17 protein-coding genes and 2 rRNA genes are annotated in these 18052 nt (G+C 70.4%); 7 read left to right on the plus strand and 12 right to left on the minus strand.

Annotation, left to right across the window (positions count from 1 at the left end):
* Together H537_RS0132460 and rrf are read left to right on the plus strand one after the other, a co-directional pair.
* Window positions 1–110: ribosomal RNA gene (locus tag H537_RS0132460) — 23S ribosomal RNA — on the plus strand; the annotation flags it as partial.
* Window positions 111–242: 132 nt separating this feature from the next.
* Window positions 243–355: ribosomal RNA gene (rrf, locus tag H537_RS0132465) — 5S ribosomal RNA — on the plus strand.
* A 131-nt stretch (window positions 356–486) separates the two neighbouring features.
* Here rrf and galK read toward each other — a convergent pair.
* Window positions 487–1587 (minus strand): galactokinase, encoded by a 1101-nt coding sequence (galK, locus tag H537_RS0132470; protein ID WP_029001211.1) that lies wholly within the window; start codon window positions 1585–1587, stop codon window positions 487–489.
* An 82-nt stretch (window positions 1588–1669) separates the two neighbouring features.
* Window positions 1670–3454 carry a glycoside hydrolase family 2 protein gene (locus H537_RS0132480; RefSeq protein WP_029001212.1) on the minus strand — a complete coding sequence of 595 codons (1785 nt, stop codon included), beginning with the start codon at window positions 3452–3454 and terminating at the stop codon, window positions 1670–1672.
* 177 nt (window positions 3455–3631) lie between these two features.
* On the opposite strand from H537_RS0132480, the gene H537_RS0132485 reads away from it, so the two are divergent.
* The 3 genes from H537_RS0132485 to H537_RS0132495 all read left to right on the plus strand — a co-directional run bounded on the left by H537_RS0132485 (window position 3632) and on the right by H537_RS0132495 (window position 6246).
* A complete protein-coding gene (locus tag H537_RS0132485; protein ID WP_029001213.1) occupies window positions 3632–4591 on the plus strand; it encodes a CvpA family protein in 960 nt (319 codons plus the stop codon).
* 82 nt (window positions 4592–4673) lie between these two features.
* Entirely contained in the window at window positions 4674–5201 is a 528-nt protein-coding gene (locus H537_RS0132490) for a C40 family peptidase (protein WP_029001214.1), read from the plus strand.
* A gap of 355 nt (window positions 5202–5556) precedes the next feature.
* On the plus strand, window positions 5557–6246 hold the full coding sequence (locus H537_RS0132495; protein ID WP_029001215.1) for a response regulator transcription factor: 690 nt from the start codon (window positions 5557–5559) through the stop codon (window positions 6244–6246).
* Between the two features lie 14 nt (window positions 6247–6260).
* Here the strand turns inward: H537_RS0132495 and H537_RS0132500 are convergent, their stop codons facing one another.
* The gene (locus tag H537_RS0132500) at window positions 6261–7040 is read right to left on the minus strand and encodes a PilZ domain-containing protein (RefSeq protein WP_029001216.1); all 780 of its coding nucleotides are present in this window, start codon (window positions 7038–7040) and stop codon (window positions 6261–6263) included.
* 170 nt (window positions 7041–7210) lie between these two features.
* On the opposite strand from H537_RS0132500, the gene H537_RS46810 reads away from it, so the two are divergent.
* The gene (locus H537_RS46810) at window positions 7211–7720 is read left to right on the plus strand and encodes a GAF domain-containing protein (protein WP_238446893.1); all 510 of its coding nucleotides are present in this window, start codon (window positions 7211–7213) and stop codon (window positions 7718–7720) included.
* Between the two features lie 16 nt (window positions 7721–7736).
* Here the strand turns inward: H537_RS46810 and H537_RS0132510 are convergent, their stop codons facing one another.
* Window positions 7737–8141 carry a hypothetical protein gene (locus H537_RS0132510; RefSeq protein ID WP_029001217.1) on the minus strand — a complete coding sequence of 135 codons (405 nt, stop codon included), beginning with the start codon at window positions 8139–8141 and terminating at the stop codon, window positions 7737–7739.
* 202 nt (window positions 8142–8343) lie between these two features.
* Between H537_RS0132510 and H537_RS0132515 the strand changes: the two genes are divergently transcribed.
* Window positions 8344–8613, plus strand: coding sequence for a PAAR domain-containing protein (locus H537_RS0132515; protein ID WP_029001218.1), 270 nt, complete (start codon window positions 8344–8346; stop codon window positions 8611–8613).
* A 5-nt stretch (window positions 8614–8618) separates the two neighbouring features.
* Here H537_RS0132515 and H537_RS49930 read toward each other — a convergent pair whose 3' ends face one another.
* The 8 genes from H537_RS49930 to H537_RS0132555 all read right to left on the minus strand — a co-directional run bounded on the left by H537_RS49930 (window position 8619) and on the right by H537_RS0132555 (window position 18048).
* A complete protein-coding gene (locus H537_RS49930; RefSeq protein ID WP_051243966.1) occupies window positions 8619–9869 on the minus strand; it encodes an EAL domain-containing response regulator in 1251 nt (416 codons plus the stop codon).
* Between the two features lie 56 nt (window positions 9870–9925).
* A complete protein-coding gene (locus H537_RS0132525; RefSeq protein ID WP_029001219.1) occupies window positions 9926–11641 on the minus strand; it encodes a sensor histidine kinase in 1716 nt (571 codons plus the stop codon).
* 330 nt (window positions 11642–11971) lie between these two features.
* Window positions 11972–14680 (minus strand): SpoIIE family protein phosphatase, encoded by a 2709-nt coding sequence (locus H537_RS0132530; RefSeq protein ID WP_029001220.1) that lies wholly within the window; start codon window positions 14678–14680, stop codon window positions 11972–11974.
* A 91-nt stretch (window positions 14681–14771) separates the two neighbouring features.
* A complete protein-coding gene (locus tag H537_RS46820; RefSeq protein WP_043461084.1) occupies window positions 14772–15569 on the minus strand; it encodes an ABC transporter substrate-binding protein in 798 nt (265 codons plus the stop codon).
* A gap of 186 nt (window positions 15570–15755) precedes the next feature.
* Window positions 15756–16868, minus strand: a complete 1113-nt coding sequence (locus H537_RS49935) for an aldose 1-epimerase (RefSeq protein ID WP_051243969.1) — start codon at window positions 16866–16868, stop codon at window positions 15756–15758.
* Window positions 16869–16947: 79 nt separating this feature from the next.
* Entirely contained in the window at window positions 16948–17286 is a 339-nt protein-coding gene (locus tag H537_RS0132545) for an STAS domain-containing protein (RefSeq protein WP_043461086.1), read from the minus strand.
* A gap of 68 nt (window positions 17287–17354) precedes the next feature.
* On the minus strand, window positions 17355–17660 hold the full coding sequence (locus H537_RS0132550; protein WP_029001222.1) for an Hpt domain-containing protein: 306 nt from the start codon (window positions 17658–17660) through the stop codon (window positions 17355–17357).
* Window positions 17647–18048, minus strand: coding sequence for a response regulator (locus H537_RS0132555; protein WP_029001223.1), 402 nt, complete (start codon window positions 18046–18048; stop codon window positions 17647–17649). Before H537_RS0132555 ends, H537_RS0132550 begins: the two co-directional genes overlap by 14 nt.
* Window positions 18049–18052 lie beyond the last annotated feature (4 nt).

Here is an 18052-nt window from a genome sequence, read left to right on the forward strand (position 1 = left end):
CCTTGAGCCCCCTGAAGGGTCGTTCGAGACCAGGACGTTGATAGGCTGGGTGTGGAAGCGCGGTAACGCGTTAAGCTGACCAGTACTAATTGCCCGTGAGGCTTGACCCTATAACTTTGACGAAGCAGTCAAAGACGAGAATTTGAAGTTGTTGCCCCAAGACGGCGACGCAATCAATAAAGCTGATAGACTCTGTGAATTGGCTCAACTGCTGAACGAAGCAGTTGGGCAAAAAGTTCAAGCCTGATGACCATAGCGAGGTGGTCCCACCCCTTCCCATCCCGAACAGGATCGTGAAACACCTCAGCGCCGATGATAGTGCGGATTCCCGTGTGAAAGTAGGACATCGTCAGGCTAATATCTGAAGCAAACGCCCCGACCAACATATGGTCGGGGCGTTTTGCTTTTGGGCTTGGAAATCCGTCAAAACGCTTCCGCAATTCAGGCACTGCATCAGGCGCCTGTGAGCACGGGATAGCGTTTCAGTCAGCGCCCCTCCTTGTCTTCGAATTCTGGTACCAGCGCTCGCCCGCGACCGCCGCTCGCCGCGTACGCCGGCAGCACCGTGCGCGCCACATCTTCCTGCATCCCGGCTTGGCACAGCGCCACGCAGGCGCCGCCCCAGCCTGCGCCAGTCATGCGCGCGCCGAACACGGCCGGGTGCTGCTGCAGCAGTTCCACCAAGCGGTCCACCTCGGGAACTGAGACCTCGTAGTCGTCGCGCAGGCTCGCGTGCGAGGCGTTCATCAGCGTGCCGAAGCCGCGTGCGTCGCAGCCCGCCGCGGCTGACAGCACGCGCTGGTTCTCACTCACCACATGCCGCGCGCGGCGGCGCAACGTCTCGTCGCCAAGCTGCTCCACGGCCGAAACGTATTCCACGTCGCGCAGTGCCGGCACCCCCAGCGCCGCGGCGGCGGCTTCGCACTCGGCCCGGCGCTGGTTGTAGCCACTGGTGGCCAGCGAGCGAGCGACGCCCGAGTCCATCACCAGCACCGAGCTGCCTTCGGGCAGCGGTATCAGCTGGCGGCGCAGCGTGCGCGTGTCCAGGAACAGCGCGCTGCGCGTGTCGGCCAGGCTGGACGCCATCTGGTCCATGATCCCGCAGCGCACGCCGGCATGCTCGATCTCCGCCCGCTGCGCCACCTGCGCGATGCGCACGTCGTCCAGGTCCAGCTCCAGCAGCTCGCGCAGCGCGCGCAGCACCGCGACCTCCAGCGCCGCGCTGGAGGACAGTCCCACCCCGATGGGCACGTCCGACGCCACCAGGATGTCCAGGGCCGGCACCTGGAAGCCCTCGTGCGCGGCCTCGATCAGCGTGCCGCTGACGTAGCGCGCGAAGGGGTTGTCCTCGCCCGCGGGCGCGTCAGTACCGGGTGCGAACTCCACCGTGCGGTCGTAGGCCACGGCATGCACCCGGCTCCTGGCGCCGGCGCTGCGCCGCATCGCCACGCGCGTGCTTTGCGGGATGGCGATGGGCAGCACGAAGCCATCGTTGTAGTCGGTGTGCTCGCCCAGCAGATTCACGCGGCCCGGGGCGCGCGCGTAGACCTCGGGGCGGCTGCCGAAGACGTCTTGGAAAGTGGTCATCAGAACCTCGCTTGCATTTGATGCAGCTTCGTCGCTTTGTCCTCCGGCAGCGCGTCCATGGCGAAGTAGCAGCCGGCGGCGCTCACACTACGCCGGGGATGTGGGTGGCGGAGATTTTCGTCGCCGCCGCGATGCGCTCGACCGGGATCTTGGGCGTGCGGTCGGCCGTCAGCAGCCCGTTGGCTTCCTGGAAGGTGTCGGCGAACTGCGTGTAGCAGAAGCCGCTGAACAGCGCCGTGTGGATGATGGTGTGCAGCAGCGCCTCGTACTGGCGCGCGAAAGTTTCCTCGTCCATGGCCGAGCTGTAGCCCCAGGTGGAAGTCACGCCGGCCTCGGGCTTCTTGATGAAGCGGATGCCGCCGAACTCCGTGAGCATGATCGGCTGGCCGCGGTGCGGATAGCCGTCCAGCGTGAGAATGCGCCCGCCGGGGCGGCGCCGGTCGAAGAGCTGGTCGGTCTTGTTCTCGCCGCCGTAGCGCAGGCGGATATGGTCGAGGTTGGCGTCGTAGTCGTGGATGCCGATGATGTCCGTGGCGCTCGATTCCCAGCCGTCGTTGCCGATCACCGGGCGCGTGGCGTCCAGCGTCTTGGTCAGGTGGTAGAGCGCCTCCACCGCGTGGCGGTGCTCGCGCACGGCGGTGAGGTCAGGCACGCCCCAGCTCTCGTTGAAGGGCACCCATACGATGACGCAGGGGTGGCTGTAGTCGCGGTCGATCGCCTCCGTCCACTCGCGGATGAGCCGCTTGATGGCAGTGCGCGTGAAGCGGTAGGGCGAGGGCATTTCCTCCCACACCAGCAGTCCCAGCCGGTCGGCCCAGTACAGGTAGCGCGGGTCCTCGATCTTCTGGTGCTTGCGCACGCCGTTGAAGCCCATGGCCTTGGCCAGCTCCACGTCGCGCTTGAGCGCCGCGTCGTTGGGCGCGGCCAGCAGCGTGTCGGGCCAGTAGCCCTGGTCCAGCACCAGGCGCAGGTTGTAGGGCCGGCCGTTGAGCATGAAACGGTCGCGCAGGATCGTGACGGTGCGCAGCGCGGTGTAGGAGGCGAACTCGTCGACAACCGTATCGCCGTGCAGCAGCCGGATGCGCGCGTCGATGAGCGTGGGCCGCTCGGGGCTCCACAGCAGCTCGTTGCGGTAGTCGTCGATGCCCGGGTCCGACAGCACCACGAAGCGGTCCACCTCGTGCTGCACCACGCGGTAGCGGTCGCGCGCCAGCAGCCGCTCGCCGTGGCTGAGCTCGACCTCGACCGAGAGGTCGTCTCCGAGCTCGTCGCCGACGATGCGGGCCTCGAAGCCGATCATGTAGCCCTCGACCTTCGGGGTCCAGCGGATCTTGTCGACGTAGACGCGCCCCACGCGCTCGATCCACACCGTCTGCCAGATGCCGGTGGTGCGCGGGTACCAGATGGAGTGCGGCTCCAGCTGCCAGTCCTGCTTGCCGCGCGGCTTGGTGAGCTCGTGCGGGTCGTCGATGACCTGCACCGTGATGCGCTGGCGGCCGTCGGCGGCGAGCATGCGCGTGATGTCGGCCGAGAAGGGCGTGTGGCCGCCCTCGTGCATGACGGCCAGGCGGCCGTTGACCCAGACACGGGCCTGGTAGTCCACGGCGCCGAAACGCAGGATCACGCGGTCGTTGCCGGGCGCGACGTCCACCTCGCGCTCGTACCAGCAGCTCTTGTGGAAGCCGCGGTCGCCGATGCCGCTGGCCGCGGACTCCGGCGGGTACGGCACCTGGATCTGCATTGGCCAATCGCTGATGTCGGTCGGCGAGGCGTAGCGGCCCTCGTCATCCCAGCAGAAGCGCCATGGGCCGTTGAGGGACTGCCATTGCTTGCGCTGCAGCTGCGGTCGGGGATAGCCGAAATCCACGGGATGCTTCTCCGTCTGGGCAGGAACTCGGGCCGCCCGGCTGGGCGGTGGCGGGTCCCGGTCGCGGCAAGCCTTATGCCCAGCTTCGTGGCGGCACCGGATCGGCACGCGCCGGGCACGGTGCCTGCCTACGCGGCGCAAGCCTTGCCGCAGTCTTCCAGCCTTCACAAGCGCACCATGCCGGCCCCGAACCTTATCGATCTCCTGCTGGGCCTCATCCTGCTGCTGGGCGCGTGGGGCGGCTGGCGTCGCGGCTTCATCGTGTCCGCGCTGGAGCTGGTGGCCCTGAGCGCGGCACTAGCGGCGGCGTTGTGGGGCTACGCGCGCGTGGCCCCGCTGCTGCAGCCCATGCTGGACGAGGTGTGGGCTCGGCCGCTGGCCTTCGTGCTGCTCTTCGTGGGGGTGCGGCTGCTGCTGGGGGGGCTGCTGATGCACCGGGCGCGGGCCCTGCCGGGGCAGGCGCATGTGCACCAGCTGAATCGCACGCTGGGCCTGCTGCCGGGGCTGGCCAACGGGCTGATCGACGCCACGCTGGCCGTGCTGTTGCTCCTGGCCCTGCCGCTGCCTGGCGACCTGGGCACGGCGGCGCGCGACAGCCCCCTGGCGCAGCGGCTGGCCTTGCCGGCGCAGTGGGTGGAGGCCCGGCTGGGACCGGTCTTCGACGAGGCCGCCGGCCGCACCTTCAACCTGCTGACGGTGCGGCCGGAATCGGACGAGCGCATCGAGCTGCCGTTCCGGGTGAGCGATCCGCGCCCGCGCCCCGAGCTGGAGGCGCGCATGCTGGAGCTGGTGAACCGGGAACGCGAGAAGGAAGGGCTGCGCCCGCTGCGCGCCGACCCCGAAGCTGCCGAGGTGGCGCGGGCCCACTCGCGCGACATGTTCGCCCGCGGCTACTTCTCGCACGTCGCGCCCGAAGGCGCTGACCCGTTCGACCGCATGCGCCGCGGCGGGTTGCGCTTCCTGCTGGCGGGGGAGAACCTCGCGCTGGCGCCGACGCTGGAGCTGGCCCACCGCGGGCTGATGAACTCGCCCGGCCACCGCGCCAACATCCTGCGCCCGGGTTTCGGGCGCGTGGGCATCGGCATCCTCGACGGCGGGCGCCGCGGACTCATGGTGACGCAGAACTTCAGGAACTGAAGGCCGTGCGTTGACAGTTGCCCGTACATCGACGCCACCGGCCGCGTTGCCGGCACCCGGGCGCACCGGGACAATGGTCCACATGCCTGCTTCATCCGCTCCCGTACTGATCGTGGTGGCCGTGGCGGCCGCGCTGCTGCAAGGCTGCGCCACCACGCCGGCGCCTTCCTCCTCTTCCAGGGCCGTGCCCGGCTCGCCGCGCGTGCTGCTGCCCTCGGCGGGCACTTCCAGACTCAGTGCCGATCAGGCGCGCGATGCCACGGTGTACGCGCTCGGCCTGGTCGGCACGCCGTACCGTTACGGCGGCAACACGCCGGAGTCGGGCTTCGACTGCAGCGGGCTCATCGCCCACGTGTACCACCATGCCGCTGGCGTGGCCTCGCCGCGTTCCACCGCCGGGCTGCAGAACTGGGGCAGCGACGTGCCGCTGGAAGAGCTGCGCAGCGGTGACCTGGTGCTCTTCGGTGCCTCGCGCACGGTCACGCATGCCGGGATATTCGTCGGCAACGACCGCTTCGTGCACGCACCCTCGACCGGCGGCCAGGTGCGCCTGGAGCGCTTCAGCATGCCGTACTGGTCGCAGCGCCTGCTGGCCGTGCGCCGGCCCTGAGACGGCGCAACCAAGGCTCTTTGACTGAAACCAGCTACAACATACACGCGACTGTCGGTCGTCCTGCCGAACCCTGACTAGCGACTCCCGAACTTGCCAAGATCCGGGGCCTGTTTTTCCTGATTTGCCCTTGTGCTTCCTTGCATGAGCGGACTGCGTTCGGGAAGAGGGGGATTGGGATCGATGGAAACTTGTATGTGGTTTTGCGTCGCCGGAACACTCTTCCGCCGGCATGCGACAGCAGCAAGTCGCCGAAGTCGGCAAAGCTACCGGTATGCGTCTGGAATCGGGCTCAGAGGCCCCAGTCGCGTGAGCTATCCTGCTTCGTTCCAATCCGAGAAGTTCCGGACATTCCATGCACATCGGCATCGCAGAAGACGACCCTGACCAGCAGGACCTCTTGCGCCTGTGGTTGGAGAGCGCGCAACACAGCGTCGCCGCTTACGGCACCGTGGCGCAGTACATCGAAGCGCTCAAGCGCGAACGCTTCGACATGCTGCTCATCGACTGGATGCTGCCCGACGGCACCGGCGCGGACCTGCTGCAATGGGCCCGCGGCAACCTGGGCTGGGAAACGCCCATCCTCGTGCTGACCGCGCGCGACGACGAGGAGACCGTGGTGGAGGCGCTGCAGGCCGGCGCGGACGACTACGTCGTCAAGCCGCCCAAGCCCGCAGAGCTGCTGGCGCGCGTGGCGGCGCTGGGGCGGCGCGTGCGCTCCAACGCGCTGCCGGTGCTGCGCCTGGGTGCCTTCGAGATCGACATCCAGCGCCAGCGCCTGTCCATCGACGGCGATCCCGTGGTGCTGACGCAGAAGGAATTCGACCTCAGCGCCTACCTGTTCCAAAACCCCGGCAAGCTGCTCTCGCGCGATCACCTGCTCAACAAGATCTGGGGCCTCAACGCCGAGGTCGATACCCGCACCGTGGACACCCACGTCAGCCGCCTGCGCAAGAAGCTCGGCCTGGACGGCAGCAAGGGCTGGAAGCTCGTGCCGGTGTACGGGGTGGGCTACCGCTTCGAGCGCATCGAGATCGCAGCCTGAAGCGGCCGCGCGCCTCAGCGCCTTGCGTCCGGGCTGGCTGTGTTCGACTCGGAATCGTTCCAGTCCGGGCGCACCAGCACCGCCTGGGCCGCCGCGACCCAGCGCCGCAGCTGCCGCGCCTCCTCGGCGTCGAGCTGCTCGAAATGAGCGCCCACGGTGCACTGCTGCGGACTGTGCGTGCGGCAGTACACCACCTTGAGCGCCGGCACGGCGATCGTCATCTCATCGAGCCGCAGCACCGCGTTGCGCACCACCGTGCCGGCGGGCAAGCAGCACTGCTCCAGTTCGAAGGCCACGCCCTCCTCGCTCAGGTTGCGCAGCCGGGGCGCCTTGCCCAGCTCCGGCAGCTCCAGCACGGCGTGGCCATGCTGGCCACCGAGCCCCGTGACACGGAAATGGCGCCGCGCCTGCACTTGCACGATCTCCCGCGGCAGCGGCGCCTGCAGCCGTCGGCCATGCCGCGTCGCCTCCTCCAGCGAGAACAGCAGCACGCCCTTGTCGGAGCAGGCCGTGGCGTGCAGCAGCGCCGGCATCGGGCCGGGCACGTCGTCCGCGCCGGTGGGCAGCAGCAGCGTCATGCCGTCCTCCTGGTCCCCCACCAGCCTGGCCGGCTGGTCGAAGGCGCCGGCCTCGTCCTGCAGCGACAGGATGCAGCCGCCGCGGGCGAGCCGCTGCAGCGCGCGGCGCACCTGGGCCTCGCCGCGAATCGTGTCCTCCTCGACCACGTCCACCGGCGCCTGGGACGGCGGCGCCCACAGGCGTCGAAGGGCGGCCCAGACATCATCGGTATTCATGCGGCGGATCTTGAAGTGCTGGCTGGCTTGATCACCTCAAAGGATACGACGGGCCAACCGCTGCAGAATGCCCGCCACGTCAGGCAACACGGTAGCCTTCGGACAAGGCCATGCCGTTGAGCGGGCAACCCGCATCGCTGCATCGCGGCGCCACGGGTCACAATCGCACCATGGACGAACTGGCCGAGCCGGGCGGGGCCCTGATGCCGCCCATTCCCCCGGACGATGCCGAGCGCCTGGCCGCGCTGTGGCGCACCGGACTGCTCGACTCCCCACCCGCCGAATGCTTCGACCGAATCACGCGCTCTGTGGCGGCGCTGCTGCGGGTGCCCATGGCCGCGGTGTCGCTGGTGGACCGCAATCGCCAGTGGTTCCTCTCCCGCGTGGGCCTGCCGCTCGCGCAGACGCCACGCGACATCGCTTTCTGCAGCCATGCCGTGGCCGAGCGCCGCCTGCTGCGTGTGTGCGACGCGCAGCTTGACCCGCGCTTCGCCCGCAACCCGCTGGTCACCGGCGAGCCGCATGTGCGCGCCTACCTGGCCGTGCCCCTGCTGGACGCCGCTGGCCACGCCCTGGGCACGCTGTGCGTGCTGGATCGCGAGCCGCGCGAGTTCGGTACCGAGGAGCAGCAGCTGCTGCAGCGCTACGGCAAGGCGCTGGAGCGGCTCATCCGGGGCTGAAGCCGCGCGGGTCTTCTCAGCAGGCGAGGGACTCCAGGAAGCGCAGCCCGTCCGGCGCTTCGACACAAGCCGAAGCAGCGCGCACCGCCAGGCGCTCGCCGTTCCTGAACTCGAAATGCGCCTCGACGGCGCCGGGCGAGGCGTAGGGCAACGGCAGCGAGCGCCGCGGCCCGGCCGTCTCCTCACACCATTGCACCTGCGCCAGTGGACCGATGCACGCCTGCAGCCGGCCGCCGTCCTCCCAGCACGCCCGCTCGAAATGCAATTCCAGGGCCGGCACATAGCCCTCGTCGGCGCCGGCACCTGCCGGACGGAGCAGGCGGCGCACATGCGCGGCTGAAAACCGCACGCACAAGCCATCGCCACGCACCGCGACGGCAGCCACTTCGGAATCGGCAAACACGAGCTCATGCAGGACCATGCCGGCACTCTACGCCCGGGCAGGACAAAACGACGGGGCCCCCCAGGAGAAAGCGACCGTGCGCGCCGCCCTCGGCGCTTGCTACCGTGCAGTCGCCGGAGCCCCTCGCGGCACGCAAGCTCCGGCACGGGACGCCAGGGCCGCGCGGCGCGCGCCCGTAGGGTTGAGCACGAAACGGGACCAGAAAGGAGAAGCAGCCGTCATGAGCAAGGACGTCATCCGACTCGGCGACCCGACCAGCCACGGCGGCGCGGTCGTCTCCGTCACCGCCCGGCACTTCACCGTGGACGGCCTGCCCGTGGCCCGCGTGGGCGACCGCTGCACCTGCCCCGTCAAGGGCCACGGCGTGTGCGTCATCGCCGAGGGTGATCCCAACTTCACCATCGGCGGACTGCCGGTGGCCCTCGACGGGCACCGCACCTCCTGCGGCGCCACGCTGCGCAGCACGGCGCGCGGCTTCGGGCGCGGCTGACCCCTTCAGCCAGCCGCCGGCAACGCCTCGCGCGGCGGTGCCACCCGGCGCCCGCGCAGCCACTGGCGCAGCGCCTTCATGGGCATGGGGGGCGCCAGCAGGGGGCCCTGCGCCTGGGCGCAGCCGGCCGCCCAGACCGCTTGCAGCGCCGCCTCGCTCTCCACGCCTTCGACCGACACGCGCAGGCCCAGGCTGTGCGCCAGGCCGGCACAGCAGGCCACGAGCGCCTGCCGGCTCGCATCGCCGTCGATGCCGGCCACGAGCGAGCGGTCGATCTTGATTTCCGAGAACGGCAGCTGCGACAACTGCAGCAGGCTGGAATGCGCGCTGCCAAAGCCGTCGATGCACAGCCTGAAGCCCAGCAGCCGGTAGCGCGAGACCGTCTCGATCAGCGTGCCCAGGTCCGAGGCCGCATCGCTTTCGGCCATCTCGATGGTGATGCCGGACGGGTCGATTCCGCTGTCGCGCACAACCTGCTGCAGCCCGGCGCAAAAGCCCGGCTTCGCGAGCACGTGCAACGGCACGTTGATGGAAGCGCACAGCGCCAGTCCCGCCTTCAGGCACCGTGCCAGGAACGCACAGGTCTGCCGCGCCTGCGCCAGCAGCGCTGCCTCCAGCAGGCGATGCCGCCGCAGCGCGGGCACGAGCTGGGCGTCGCCGAGCACCGTGCCGTCCGCGGCCTCGGCGCGCATGAGCGCCTCCACGCGCACCACCTCACGGCTGTCGATGCGCAGTTGTGGCTGCAACCAGGTCTGCAGCCGCTCCTGCTCGATCAGGGCCTGCAGCTGCCGCACCGTCAGCTCCGGCACCTCAGTCCGTGCGGGGTACATGACGGCTTGCCGATGCGCGCGCAGCGCCAGTGCGGCCTCGCCCTTGGCAGTGGGCTGTTGCACCCAGCCTGCCACCTGCAGGCCGCACGCCCGCGCCATGGCCTGTGCGCTGTGAAGCATGGCGCGCGGCTGGTGCGAGGAGAAGAACAGCGCCGGCGCATGCGCATCGCCCGCGAGCAGCCGCATCAGCTGGAACGCGTCGCCGTCTTCGAGGCCCAGGCTGCACACCAGCACGTCCGGCGGTGCCGCCTCGCAGTACAGGCGCAGCAGCAGCACCTGCACGCTGCCCGGCACCACTTCCACCTCCCAGCCCTCGGCGGCCAGCTCCGCCTTGAGCTGGCCGGCATGCCCGGCGTTACCCACCAGCACCCAGGCGCGGCCTGGCCGGGCCGCGGAGGACGCGTCTTCGTCAAAGGGGGCGAACATCAACACTAACTTGTCTTTCACCGCCAGGACGGCGGGTACTGCGTTCATCAAAAGCGTCAGGGCTCGGTGTCCCCCGTGCCGGCCGGCCCGACGCGGAAGGTCGAGGCAGAGGCCGTGGCGGCCACTTGTGCGCGCTGGGACGGCAACCGCAGCCGGGCCCGCGTGCCATGGCCGGGCTGCGACTCGATGTGCAGCGAGCCGCCCAGCAGCTCGGTGAGTTCCCGTGCCAGCGGCAGCCCAAGGCCCGGGCCCGGGCTATGGCTGCCCAGCGCGTCGTCCACCACGGCTTCGGCGGCCGAGCGCGTGAAGATGGTGGCGAGCTGCGCCGGCGCCATGCCGGTGCCGCTGTCCTCCACCAGGATCTGCACGCCGGCGTCCTCGGCCGAGAGCGAGACCCGGACGACGCCGTGCTCCGTGAATTTCAGCGCGTTGGTCACCAGGTGGTTGAGCAGCTGCAGCAGCCGCGAGCGGTCGGTGACGATGCTTTGCTCCGCATCACTGTCCACGTGCATTTCCAGCGCCAGGCCACGGCACTCGGCCGTGGGCTGGTGCACGCGGATCAGCTCCTGCAGCAGCGCGGGCAGCCCCACCGGCTCCAGCTGCAGCCCCAGGCGCCCGGACTCGATGCGGGCCAGCTCCATGAGCGTGCTCAGCAGCGCACGCAGGTGCTCGGCGTTGTGATGCACGATGGCGCCGAACTCGCGTGCCTCCGGGTCGGTGGAGGTGTCGCGGATGAGTTCGGCGTAGTTCAGTACCCCGTTGAGCGGCGTGCGCAGCTGGTGCGAGATGCTGCGCAGCAGGCGGCCCCGCATCTCGTTGGCTGCGGTCGCCTGCTGCTCGCTGCGGTGCAGCCGCTCCACCAGCGCCTGGCGCCGCCGCTCCGCGCGCAGCAGCAGCCCCATGAACGCCAGTAGCACGGCCGACAGCAGCGCCGCCACGGCAAACAGCTGCATCCGGCGCTCCCGGATCTCGCGCTCCAGCACGTCCAGGCGCAGGCCGCTGAAGGCCACCAGTCCGTAGGCATCGAGGGTGTGGAAGGCGTAGAGGCGGTCTTGGCCGTCGATGGGTGAGCGCGCGACTATCGTGCCGCTGCTCTGGCGCAGTGCCTCGCCCATCAGCGTGCTGCCACCGATGCTGTGGCCGATCTCGTGCTCTGTGCCCGCCGTGCGTGCACGCACCACCCCGTCGAAGCCCGCGAGCATCACGTCGCCGCCGGCATCCTCGGGCGTGCGTCTAAAGTCCGTGAACACCTCCGGCGCCAGCGATGCCACCACCACGCCCATGAAGCGCCCGTCATCGTCGGCCACGCGGCGGGTGATCTGGATGGAGGTCTTGCCCGAGATGCGGCCGACCACGGGACGGCTGATGACCAGCCGGTCGGCGCGGCCCTCGGTATGCACGCGAAAATGCTCGCGGTCGCGCAGGTTGACGCGCTGGAAAGGCTGCGACGCATCTACCACCTCCCCATCGGCGCCGGCCACGGTCAGCAGGTGGTTCTGCGCGTCGATGAGGTCACCGCGGCGCAGACTGGCGGCAATGTCGATCCGGGAGCCTTCGCGCTGGAACTCGCGGCGCACGAAGCGCAGCACCTGGTCCGCCCCCGCCAGCGTGAGCTCGGTGTGCGCGGAGAAGTTGCGTGCCAGATGCTCCATGCGTGAGCGGGCGCGCTCCATCACGGCCTGCGCCTGCGTGCCCGCTTCGATCACGGCCCAGGACCACACTCCCAGCACCAGGCAGATGAAGAAGCCGATCAGCGCGCTGCGGAACGACATCCGCACCCCTCTGCTCGGCACCTCCTTGCCCATCCCGGCCGCGACCGCGGTCGCGGCTGCCGGCGCAGACGCTGGCACGGAAACGCCGGCGGGGGAAAGCAGAACGGGAGCACTCACGGGTGGATACGGCGCGGCACCGGCATGGTCGGCACGGTGCGGTCAGCCAACGCGCGCCGGTGAGCTTGCGCAAGTCGTATCGCCGTGCCAGGAACTACAGGCCGGCGCCATGCCAGCCACTGGCAGGCACTGTAGAAAGGGAGGACGTAATAAATCGTTGCGAGACTGTGACGCCTGCACTTGCGCCGACGGCCGTGGCGCAGGGGTCGGGCGCTAGCGCCGGGACTTCATCGCAGGCTCCGGCGCGATCTGCCGGCACGGTCCGGGCGGACGCCGATGCGTCAGCCGCACGGTGTTGAGCCCGCGGTCGTGCAGGTGCTCCACCTTGTCGGTGGCCGAATGCATGATGTACATGCCGAAGCCGCCCTCCGGGTAGTGGTCGAGCTCACCCAGCGGCAACGGATCGGGCGCATCGAAGGCCTCGCCCAGGTGCACCAGCTCCACCACCAGCGTCTCCTCCTCGATGCGCACGACCAGCTCGATGGGCGTGTCGCTCGGCCGGCCACGGCCATGGCGCACGATGTTGGTGAAGGCCTCCACGCAGGCCACCACGAACAGCGACGCCTCCTCCTCGCCCAGCCCCGCCTGCCGCGCACGGAACTCCACCAGCCCGCGCACGTGATAGAGCGCCTCCAGCTCCGCCGGCAGCTCCCGCCGGCTGCGCAGCGGGTCGCCCAGCGTGCGCATGGCCAGCGCCATGGTCAGGTCGTCCTTGAACACCGCGCCCAGCTTGTGCAGCCGCTGGCGCAGCAGGTGCAGCAGCGCCGCGGGCGTGCGCACGAACTGCAGCAGCTCCGTCACCAGGGCCGTGATCTGCTCGCGTCCCATGCGGCTGCCATCGGGCAGCAACGCGTCCACGGCGCCGTCGGAGCACATGAACAGCGCCTCCTCGGGGCCGATGTCGATGGTGTCCTGCTGGAAGCTGTCCTCGTCGAGCACGCCCAGCGGCGGGTGCTGGTTGGACAGCAGCCGCAGCGAGCCCTGGGCCGACACCAGCATGGGCTCCTCGTGGCCGCAGCCCACCCAGGTCAGCTTGCCGGCGCGGCTGTCGATGCGCAGGTGGCACAGCGTCACGAAGGCTTCGAGCTGCTGCAGGTTGGGCGTGAGCGCGCGGCTGACCGCACCCACGATCTGTGCCGGCGAGGGCAGCTCGTCGCGGTGCTCGGGCCGGGCCATGAGCTCGGCCAGGCAGCGGCTGATCTGCATCTTGGTGGCCGCACCGATGAGCGCCGCGCTCACGCCCTTGCCCATGACGTCGCCCACGACGATGTCGATGCCGCGGTCGCCCAGCGGCAGGAATTCCACGAAGTCGCCGTCGATGCCCTGCGAGGCCTGGTTGAAGGTGCTCAGCCACAGCCCGGGCACGCGCTGGTCGGGCGGCTGCACCAGCAGCGTCTGCTGGATGCGCGCGCCGATGCGCAGCTCGCGCTGGCGCGCGCGCTCCAGCTCCTTGAGCGCCAGGCGCCGCGACGACACGTCTTCCACGATGCCCAGCATGAACGCGGGCTGGCCATCGGCCGCGCGCGCCAGCGAGGCGTTCAGGCGCACCCACACGTAGCGCCCGTCCTTGCGCCGGTAGCGCTTCTCCTGCGTGAGGCTGCCGATCTCGCCGTTGAACAGGCGCTGGATGTTGAGCAGGCTCGTGGCATGGTCGTCCGGATGCACCATCGCCTCGGCGTTGAGCGCCAGCATCTCGGCCTCGCTGAAGCCCAGCAGCGTGCACAGCGCCGCGTTCACGCGCAGCAGCCGCCCCTCGGGGCTGCGTTCGAGCATGCCCACGGCGGCCTGCTCGAAGGTGGCGCGGAAGCGCTCCTGGTTGCGCTCGATCTCGTCATGCGCGGCCAGCAACTTGCGCTGCGTCGCGCGCTCGCGCCGTATGCCGCGCTCGGCCACCAGGCCCAGCACCGTCAGCAGCAGGCACACGCACACGCCCACGACGCCGAAGATCATGGCGCGCTCCAGCCACTGCTGGCGCAGCTGCGCGTAGGGCTGTTCCACCAGCACCACCAGCGGCCAGTGGCGCGAGGTGCGGAACGCGCCCACGGCGACCTGGCCGTCGCTGCCCAGGTCGATGTAGCTGCCATGCTCGCGCCGCGGCAGCCACTGGCGGAAGGGCGGCAGCTGGGCCAGCGACTGTCCCGGGCGCAGCTCGGCCTCGTTGGTGCTGATGAGCTGGCCCTGCAGGTCCGTCACCAGCGGGCGCAGCGGGGTATCGGCCACGGCCAGGTCGTGCTGGGTAGCGAAGTAGTCGCCATTGAGCAGCGCCACCAGCCACAGCTCGCGCCCGTCCTCGCGATCGACGCGGCGCACCAGCGGCAGCGCCACCGCGCCCAGCGTCAGGGGCTGGCTCAGGCTGAGGTCACCCAGGTCGCGCACGGGCAGCAGCGGGCCCAGCCACTCGCGCGCCATGCCGCTGGCACCGGTGGTGCCGCTGCGCACCAGGCGCAGCAGATCGACGTGCCGCGTCAGGTCCGAGGCCGTGGAGCTGCTGAGGATGCGACCCTGCGTGTCCACCACCGAGAGGCTGCGCAGCGAGGGCTGCCCCGGCAGCTGCTCGCCCAGCAGCTGCGACACGGCATGCGCGTCGTACTCGGACGCGCGCAGCAGCGAGGACTCCGAGAGCACCCGCAGCGTGCCGCTGACGCTGCCGATGGTGCGCGTGGCGTGGCCCTCGATGACGCGGGCGTAGAGCTCGGCCTGCACCATGGCACCGCGGCGGAACTCGACGCGCTCGTACAAGGACAGCCCGAACACCACGCCCAGCACCAGCGTGCACAGCAGCCACACCGCCGCGCGCAACTGGCGCCGCCGTGCGCTGAGCATGCGCGCCGAGGCCGCCCACGAGGCGGGCTCGGCAGCGCCGCCGCCCAGCAGGAAACGCCAGCCGGACGCGGCGTCCTCCGCGTCGGCAAGGGGCGGCATATCGGCCTGCGGCGGCGGCGCCGGCGCCGGCCGGGCCGTGCGCGAACGGCCGCGGCGCGGAAGCAGGGAGCGCGGGGACAGAAGCACGCGCTTACCTGGTGATCACGATTTCGCCCAGGCCGTAGCGCCGCGCCGCAGCCGCCAGCCGCCCGTCGCGCTTGATCTGGGCCACGAAGCGGTCGACCTCGGCCAGCCACTCCTCGTCGCCGGGCTTGACGGCGTAGGCGTAAGGCAGCGGATGGAAGGACCGTGGTGGCATCACCAGGCGTGCCCAGTCGGCGTTGTCCAGCAGCCGGCGGCTGTAGGGGTAGTCGGTCATGAACACGTCCACGCGCCCGGATTCGAGCTCCTGCTCGCGCGTCTGTGGCGGCCGGATCACGACCAGCCGCGCCTGCTTGAGCGCCTCGGCCATCACCGGCTCCATGAAGGTGCCCGCCTGTACCGCCACCTTCACCCCAGGCTGGTCGATGTCGCTCCACTGCCGCACCGCACGGTGCGTGCGGGTGGTGACGCCGTAGATGTCGCTTTGCAGGTACGGCTGGGAAAACTTCAGCTCCTTGGCCCGCTGCGGCGTCACGCCCACGGCATGCATGGCGACGTCGCAGCGGTCGCCTGCGAGGTTGTCGACGAGCTTGGCGAAGGAGGACTCGACGTACTGCAGCTTCGCGCCCAGCGTGCGGGCGAGCTCGGCCGAAAGCTCGATGTCGATGCCCGAAAGCACGTCGCTGCGCGGGTCGCGGAACGTGATGCCGTAGTAGTCGGGCCAGATGCACACGCGCACCGTGCCGGTGGACTTCACGCGGTCCAGCACCACGCCGGCCGTGCAGGCCGCGGCACACAGGCTCAACGACAGCGCGACGCAGGCGCCTGGAAGACGTTGGAGATTCATCGGACGGGAAGGGCGGCGGCCCGGCGCCGTCCCGAGGGCGGCGCGGCGGCGAGGCTGCCGGCAGCGACGGCCGGCAACCTCTGACCATAGCCCAGATCGGCCGGGCCGCCGCCGCGGCCCAGGGCTCGCGCAACCTGCATCGAGTGCAAAGTTCACGCGGCGCAGGCAGCCTCCGGCACAGCCGCCTCAGGGCGGACCCGGCTGGAACAGGCTCAGCCGAACCCGGTACGCCACGGACTCGCCCGGCGCCAGCCACGCCATGCCCTTGCCCCGCGGCTCGTTCCACAGCGGCCCGAAGGGATCGGCCCAGTTGAGCTGCGGCTCCAGGACCACGAAGGCGCGATCGGGCGGCGCGAAGGTCTGGATGGCGCTGACCTGCGGCGAGGACGTGGCCACCCGCAGGCCGTAGCCCGCCTGCGCGTCGATCAGCTCCACCACGGTCTCGCCCGCCGGGGTCTTCTGCAGGTCCACGAAGCAGTCGTCCAGGTACAGCCCGCCCAGGGCCGCGCCCCCCGGCGCCGAGAAGTCGTAGGGCGTGCCGGCCACGGGCAGCAGCCGCCCGGTGGGCAGCACCTCGTCGTAGTCGTTCACCTCCAGGCGCGTGCGCGCCGGCAGGTACAGCCGTGCCTGCTCGCGCGCCCCACTGGGCAGCGCGAAGTAGGGGTGCCAGCCGATGCCCATCGGCTGCGCCTCCTCGCCCGCGTTCGTGGCGGTGATGTCGACCTCGAAGGCCGTGGCGCCCAGCCGCAACCGCAGCTCGACGTCCGTGTCCGAGGGCCAGGAGCCGCCGAAGTCCCCGGCGCGGATCACGGCGCGCGCGGTGTCGGCGTCCGCGCTGCTCAGGTGCTCCAGCTCGTCCACCGCCCGGTCCAGGATCAGCCCGTGGATCGCGTACTGCTCGGCCCCCGGGGCCTGGCCGCCCCCGTTCGCAAACAGGCGCCGCTCCTGGCCGGCGATGGTGGTGTCCAGGGTGCGGTCCGCCGCGGAGAAGCGGCCGCGGATGCGGTTGGCGAAGGGCAGCAGGAACGCGCCGCCGTACTTGAACGAGTTGTTGCCGCTGCGCCCGGGCGGCCCGCCATCGAGCGCGGCCCGCGCCTGCTCCAGCGGCGGCGCATGCAGCAGATCCACCTCGCCACGCCCCGGCAGTGCGGCGCGCAGCTGCCACACCATCAGGGCGCGCCCGGGCAGCAGCTCGGCCCGTGTGAAGCGGGGCGCCTCGGCCCCCGCGGATGCTTCGGCGCCGCCGGGGCTGCGCAGATGCAGCACGGCCAGCCCGTTCACGTCACTGGAATTGCCCACAGCCTCTCCTTCTCGGCAGCGTGATCCGAGCGGGCGGGGGCAAGCGCAGTGCCGCGGGCAGGCCGGCCTGCCGCCGCGCTCAGCTGAAGGAGGCGACGGCTTCGGCGCGGGTCTCGTGGATGCTGAAGACGCGGTGCATGCGCATGAGCTCGAACAGCGCACGCACGGTGCGTGACATTTCGCACAGCCGGAAGTCGCCCTTGCGGCCGTTGAGCTGGCGCAGGCAGGAGATGAGCGCGCCCAGCCCGGAGCTGTCCACGAACTTCACGCCCGCCATGTCGAGCACGACACGGGTGCGGTCCTGCATCAGGGACTGCACGGCATCGCGGAACTCGCGCACGTTGCTGGCGTCAAGGTTGTCCTCGCGCAGTTCGATGACCAGCACGTCATGGCCTTCGACTCGTCCGTTCAGTTCCATGGGGTAGAGGAATACTGCATTGGTAAGGGGTCAGGCGCCGTCGCAAGCGCATGCAGCCATTGTGACGCTCACGCCAGGGTGATACCCGCGGCCACGAGGCAGCCCCGCAGCCGCTCCAGCGCCTGCGCCAGGGCCACGGCGTCGCCGGCCGCCACGGCGTGCTCGCCCTCGCGCGCAGCCTGGCCCAGCGCATGCAGCCCGAAGCTGCCGGCCACGCCGGCGAGCTGGTGCAGCACGGCGGCCTGGGCGGCGGCATCGTGGGCCTCCTGGATGTCGCGCCAGCGTTGCGGCAACCCCGCCATGAAGCGCTCGCGCAGCCGCTCTAGCGCGGCCTGTACCGACGGCGGGGCTTCGCCCGGCTCAGGCAAGGACATGGCAGCCCCTACCGTGTTCCCAGTACGGCAGGATGTCCTTGGGCAGCGTCATGGGGTCGAAGGGCTTGACGATCAGCCCCGTGGCGCCGTGCTGCAGCAACTGCTCCAGTTCGTCGGGCATGGCCTTGGCCGTCATGAACACCACCGGCACGCCGCGCATGCTCGGCATCTCGCGCAGCGCGGCCAGGGTTTCGGGGCCGCTGAGGTCGGGCATCATCACGTCCAGCAGCACCAGGTCGGGCCGGAACACCGCCGCCTGCTGCAGCGCGTTGCGCCCGCCGGGGCACATGCACACCTCGTAGCCGCCCACGGCCGCCAGGCTGAATTCCAGAATCATGCGGATGTCGGCGTCGTCCTCGACGCACATCACGCGGCGCAGCTCGCTCATCGGG

The organism is Azohydromonas australica DSM 1124 (assembly GCF_000430725.1).
GTDB lineage: Bacteria > Pseudomonadota > Gammaproteobacteria > Burkholderiales > Burkholderiaceae_C > Azohydromonas > Azohydromonas australica.

Bases quoted from the DNA above. Each gene is read 5' to 3' on its own strand.
- galK (WP_029001211.1), bottom strand. From the start codon at position 1,587: ATGACCACTTTCCAAGACGTCTTCGGCAGCCGCCCCGAGGTCTACGCG.
- H537_RS0132530 (WP_029001220.1), bottom strand. From the start codon at position 14,680: ATGCCGCCCCTTGCCGACGCGGAGGACGCCGCGTCCGGCTGGCGTTTC.
- H537_RS46810 (WP_238446893.1), top strand. From the start codon at position 7,211: ATGGACGAACTGGCCGAGCCGGGCGGGGCCCTGATGCCGCCCATTCCC.
- H537_RS0132500 (WP_029001216.1), bottom strand. From the start codon at position 7,040: ATGAATACCGATGATGTCTGGGCCGCCCTTCGACGCCTGTGGGCGCCG.
- H537_RS0132550 (WP_029001222.1), bottom strand. From the start codon at position 17,660: ATGTCCTTGCCTGAGCCGGGCGAAGCCCCGCCGTCGGTACAGGCCGCG.
- H537_RS0132525 (WP_029001219.1), bottom strand. From the start codon at position 11,641: ATGTCGTTCCGCAGCGCGCTGATCGGCTTCTTCATCTGCCTGGTGCTG.
- H537_RS0132495 (WP_029001215.1), top strand. From the start codon at position 5,557: ATGCACATCGGCATCGCAGAAGACGACCCTGACCAGCAGGACCTCTTG.
- H537_RS0132555 (WP_029001223.1), bottom strand. From the start codon at position 18,048: ATGAGCGAGCTGCGCCGCGTGATGTGCGTCGAGGACGACGCCGACATC.
- H537_RS0132490 (WP_029001214.1), top strand. From the start codon at position 4,674: ATGCCTGCTTCATCCGCTCCCGTACTGATCGTGGTGGCCGTGGCGGCC.
- H537_RS0132485 (WP_029001213.1), top strand. From the start codon at position 3,632: ATGCCGGCCCCGAACCTTATCGATCTCCTGCTGGGCCTCATCCTGCTG.
- H537_RS49930 (WP_051243966.1), bottom strand. From the start codon at position 9,869: ATGTTCGCCCCCTTTGACGAAGACGCGTCCTCCGCGGCCCGGCCAGGC.
- H537_RS0132510 (WP_029001217.1), bottom strand. From the start codon at position 8,141: ATGGTCCTGCATGAGCTCGTGTTTGCCGATTCCGAAGTGGCTGCCGTC.
- H537_RS46820 (WP_043461084.1), bottom strand. From the start codon at position 15,569: ATGAATCTCCAACGTCTTCCAGGCGCCTGCGTCGCGCTGTCGTTGAGC.
- H537_RS0132545 (WP_043461086.1), bottom strand. From the start codon at position 17,286: ATGGAACTGAACGGACGAGTCGAAGGCCATGACGTGCTGGTCATCGAA.
- H537_RS0132515 (WP_029001218.1), top strand. From the start codon at position 8,344: ATGAGCAAGGACGTCATCCGACTCGGCGACCCGACCAGCCACGGCGGC.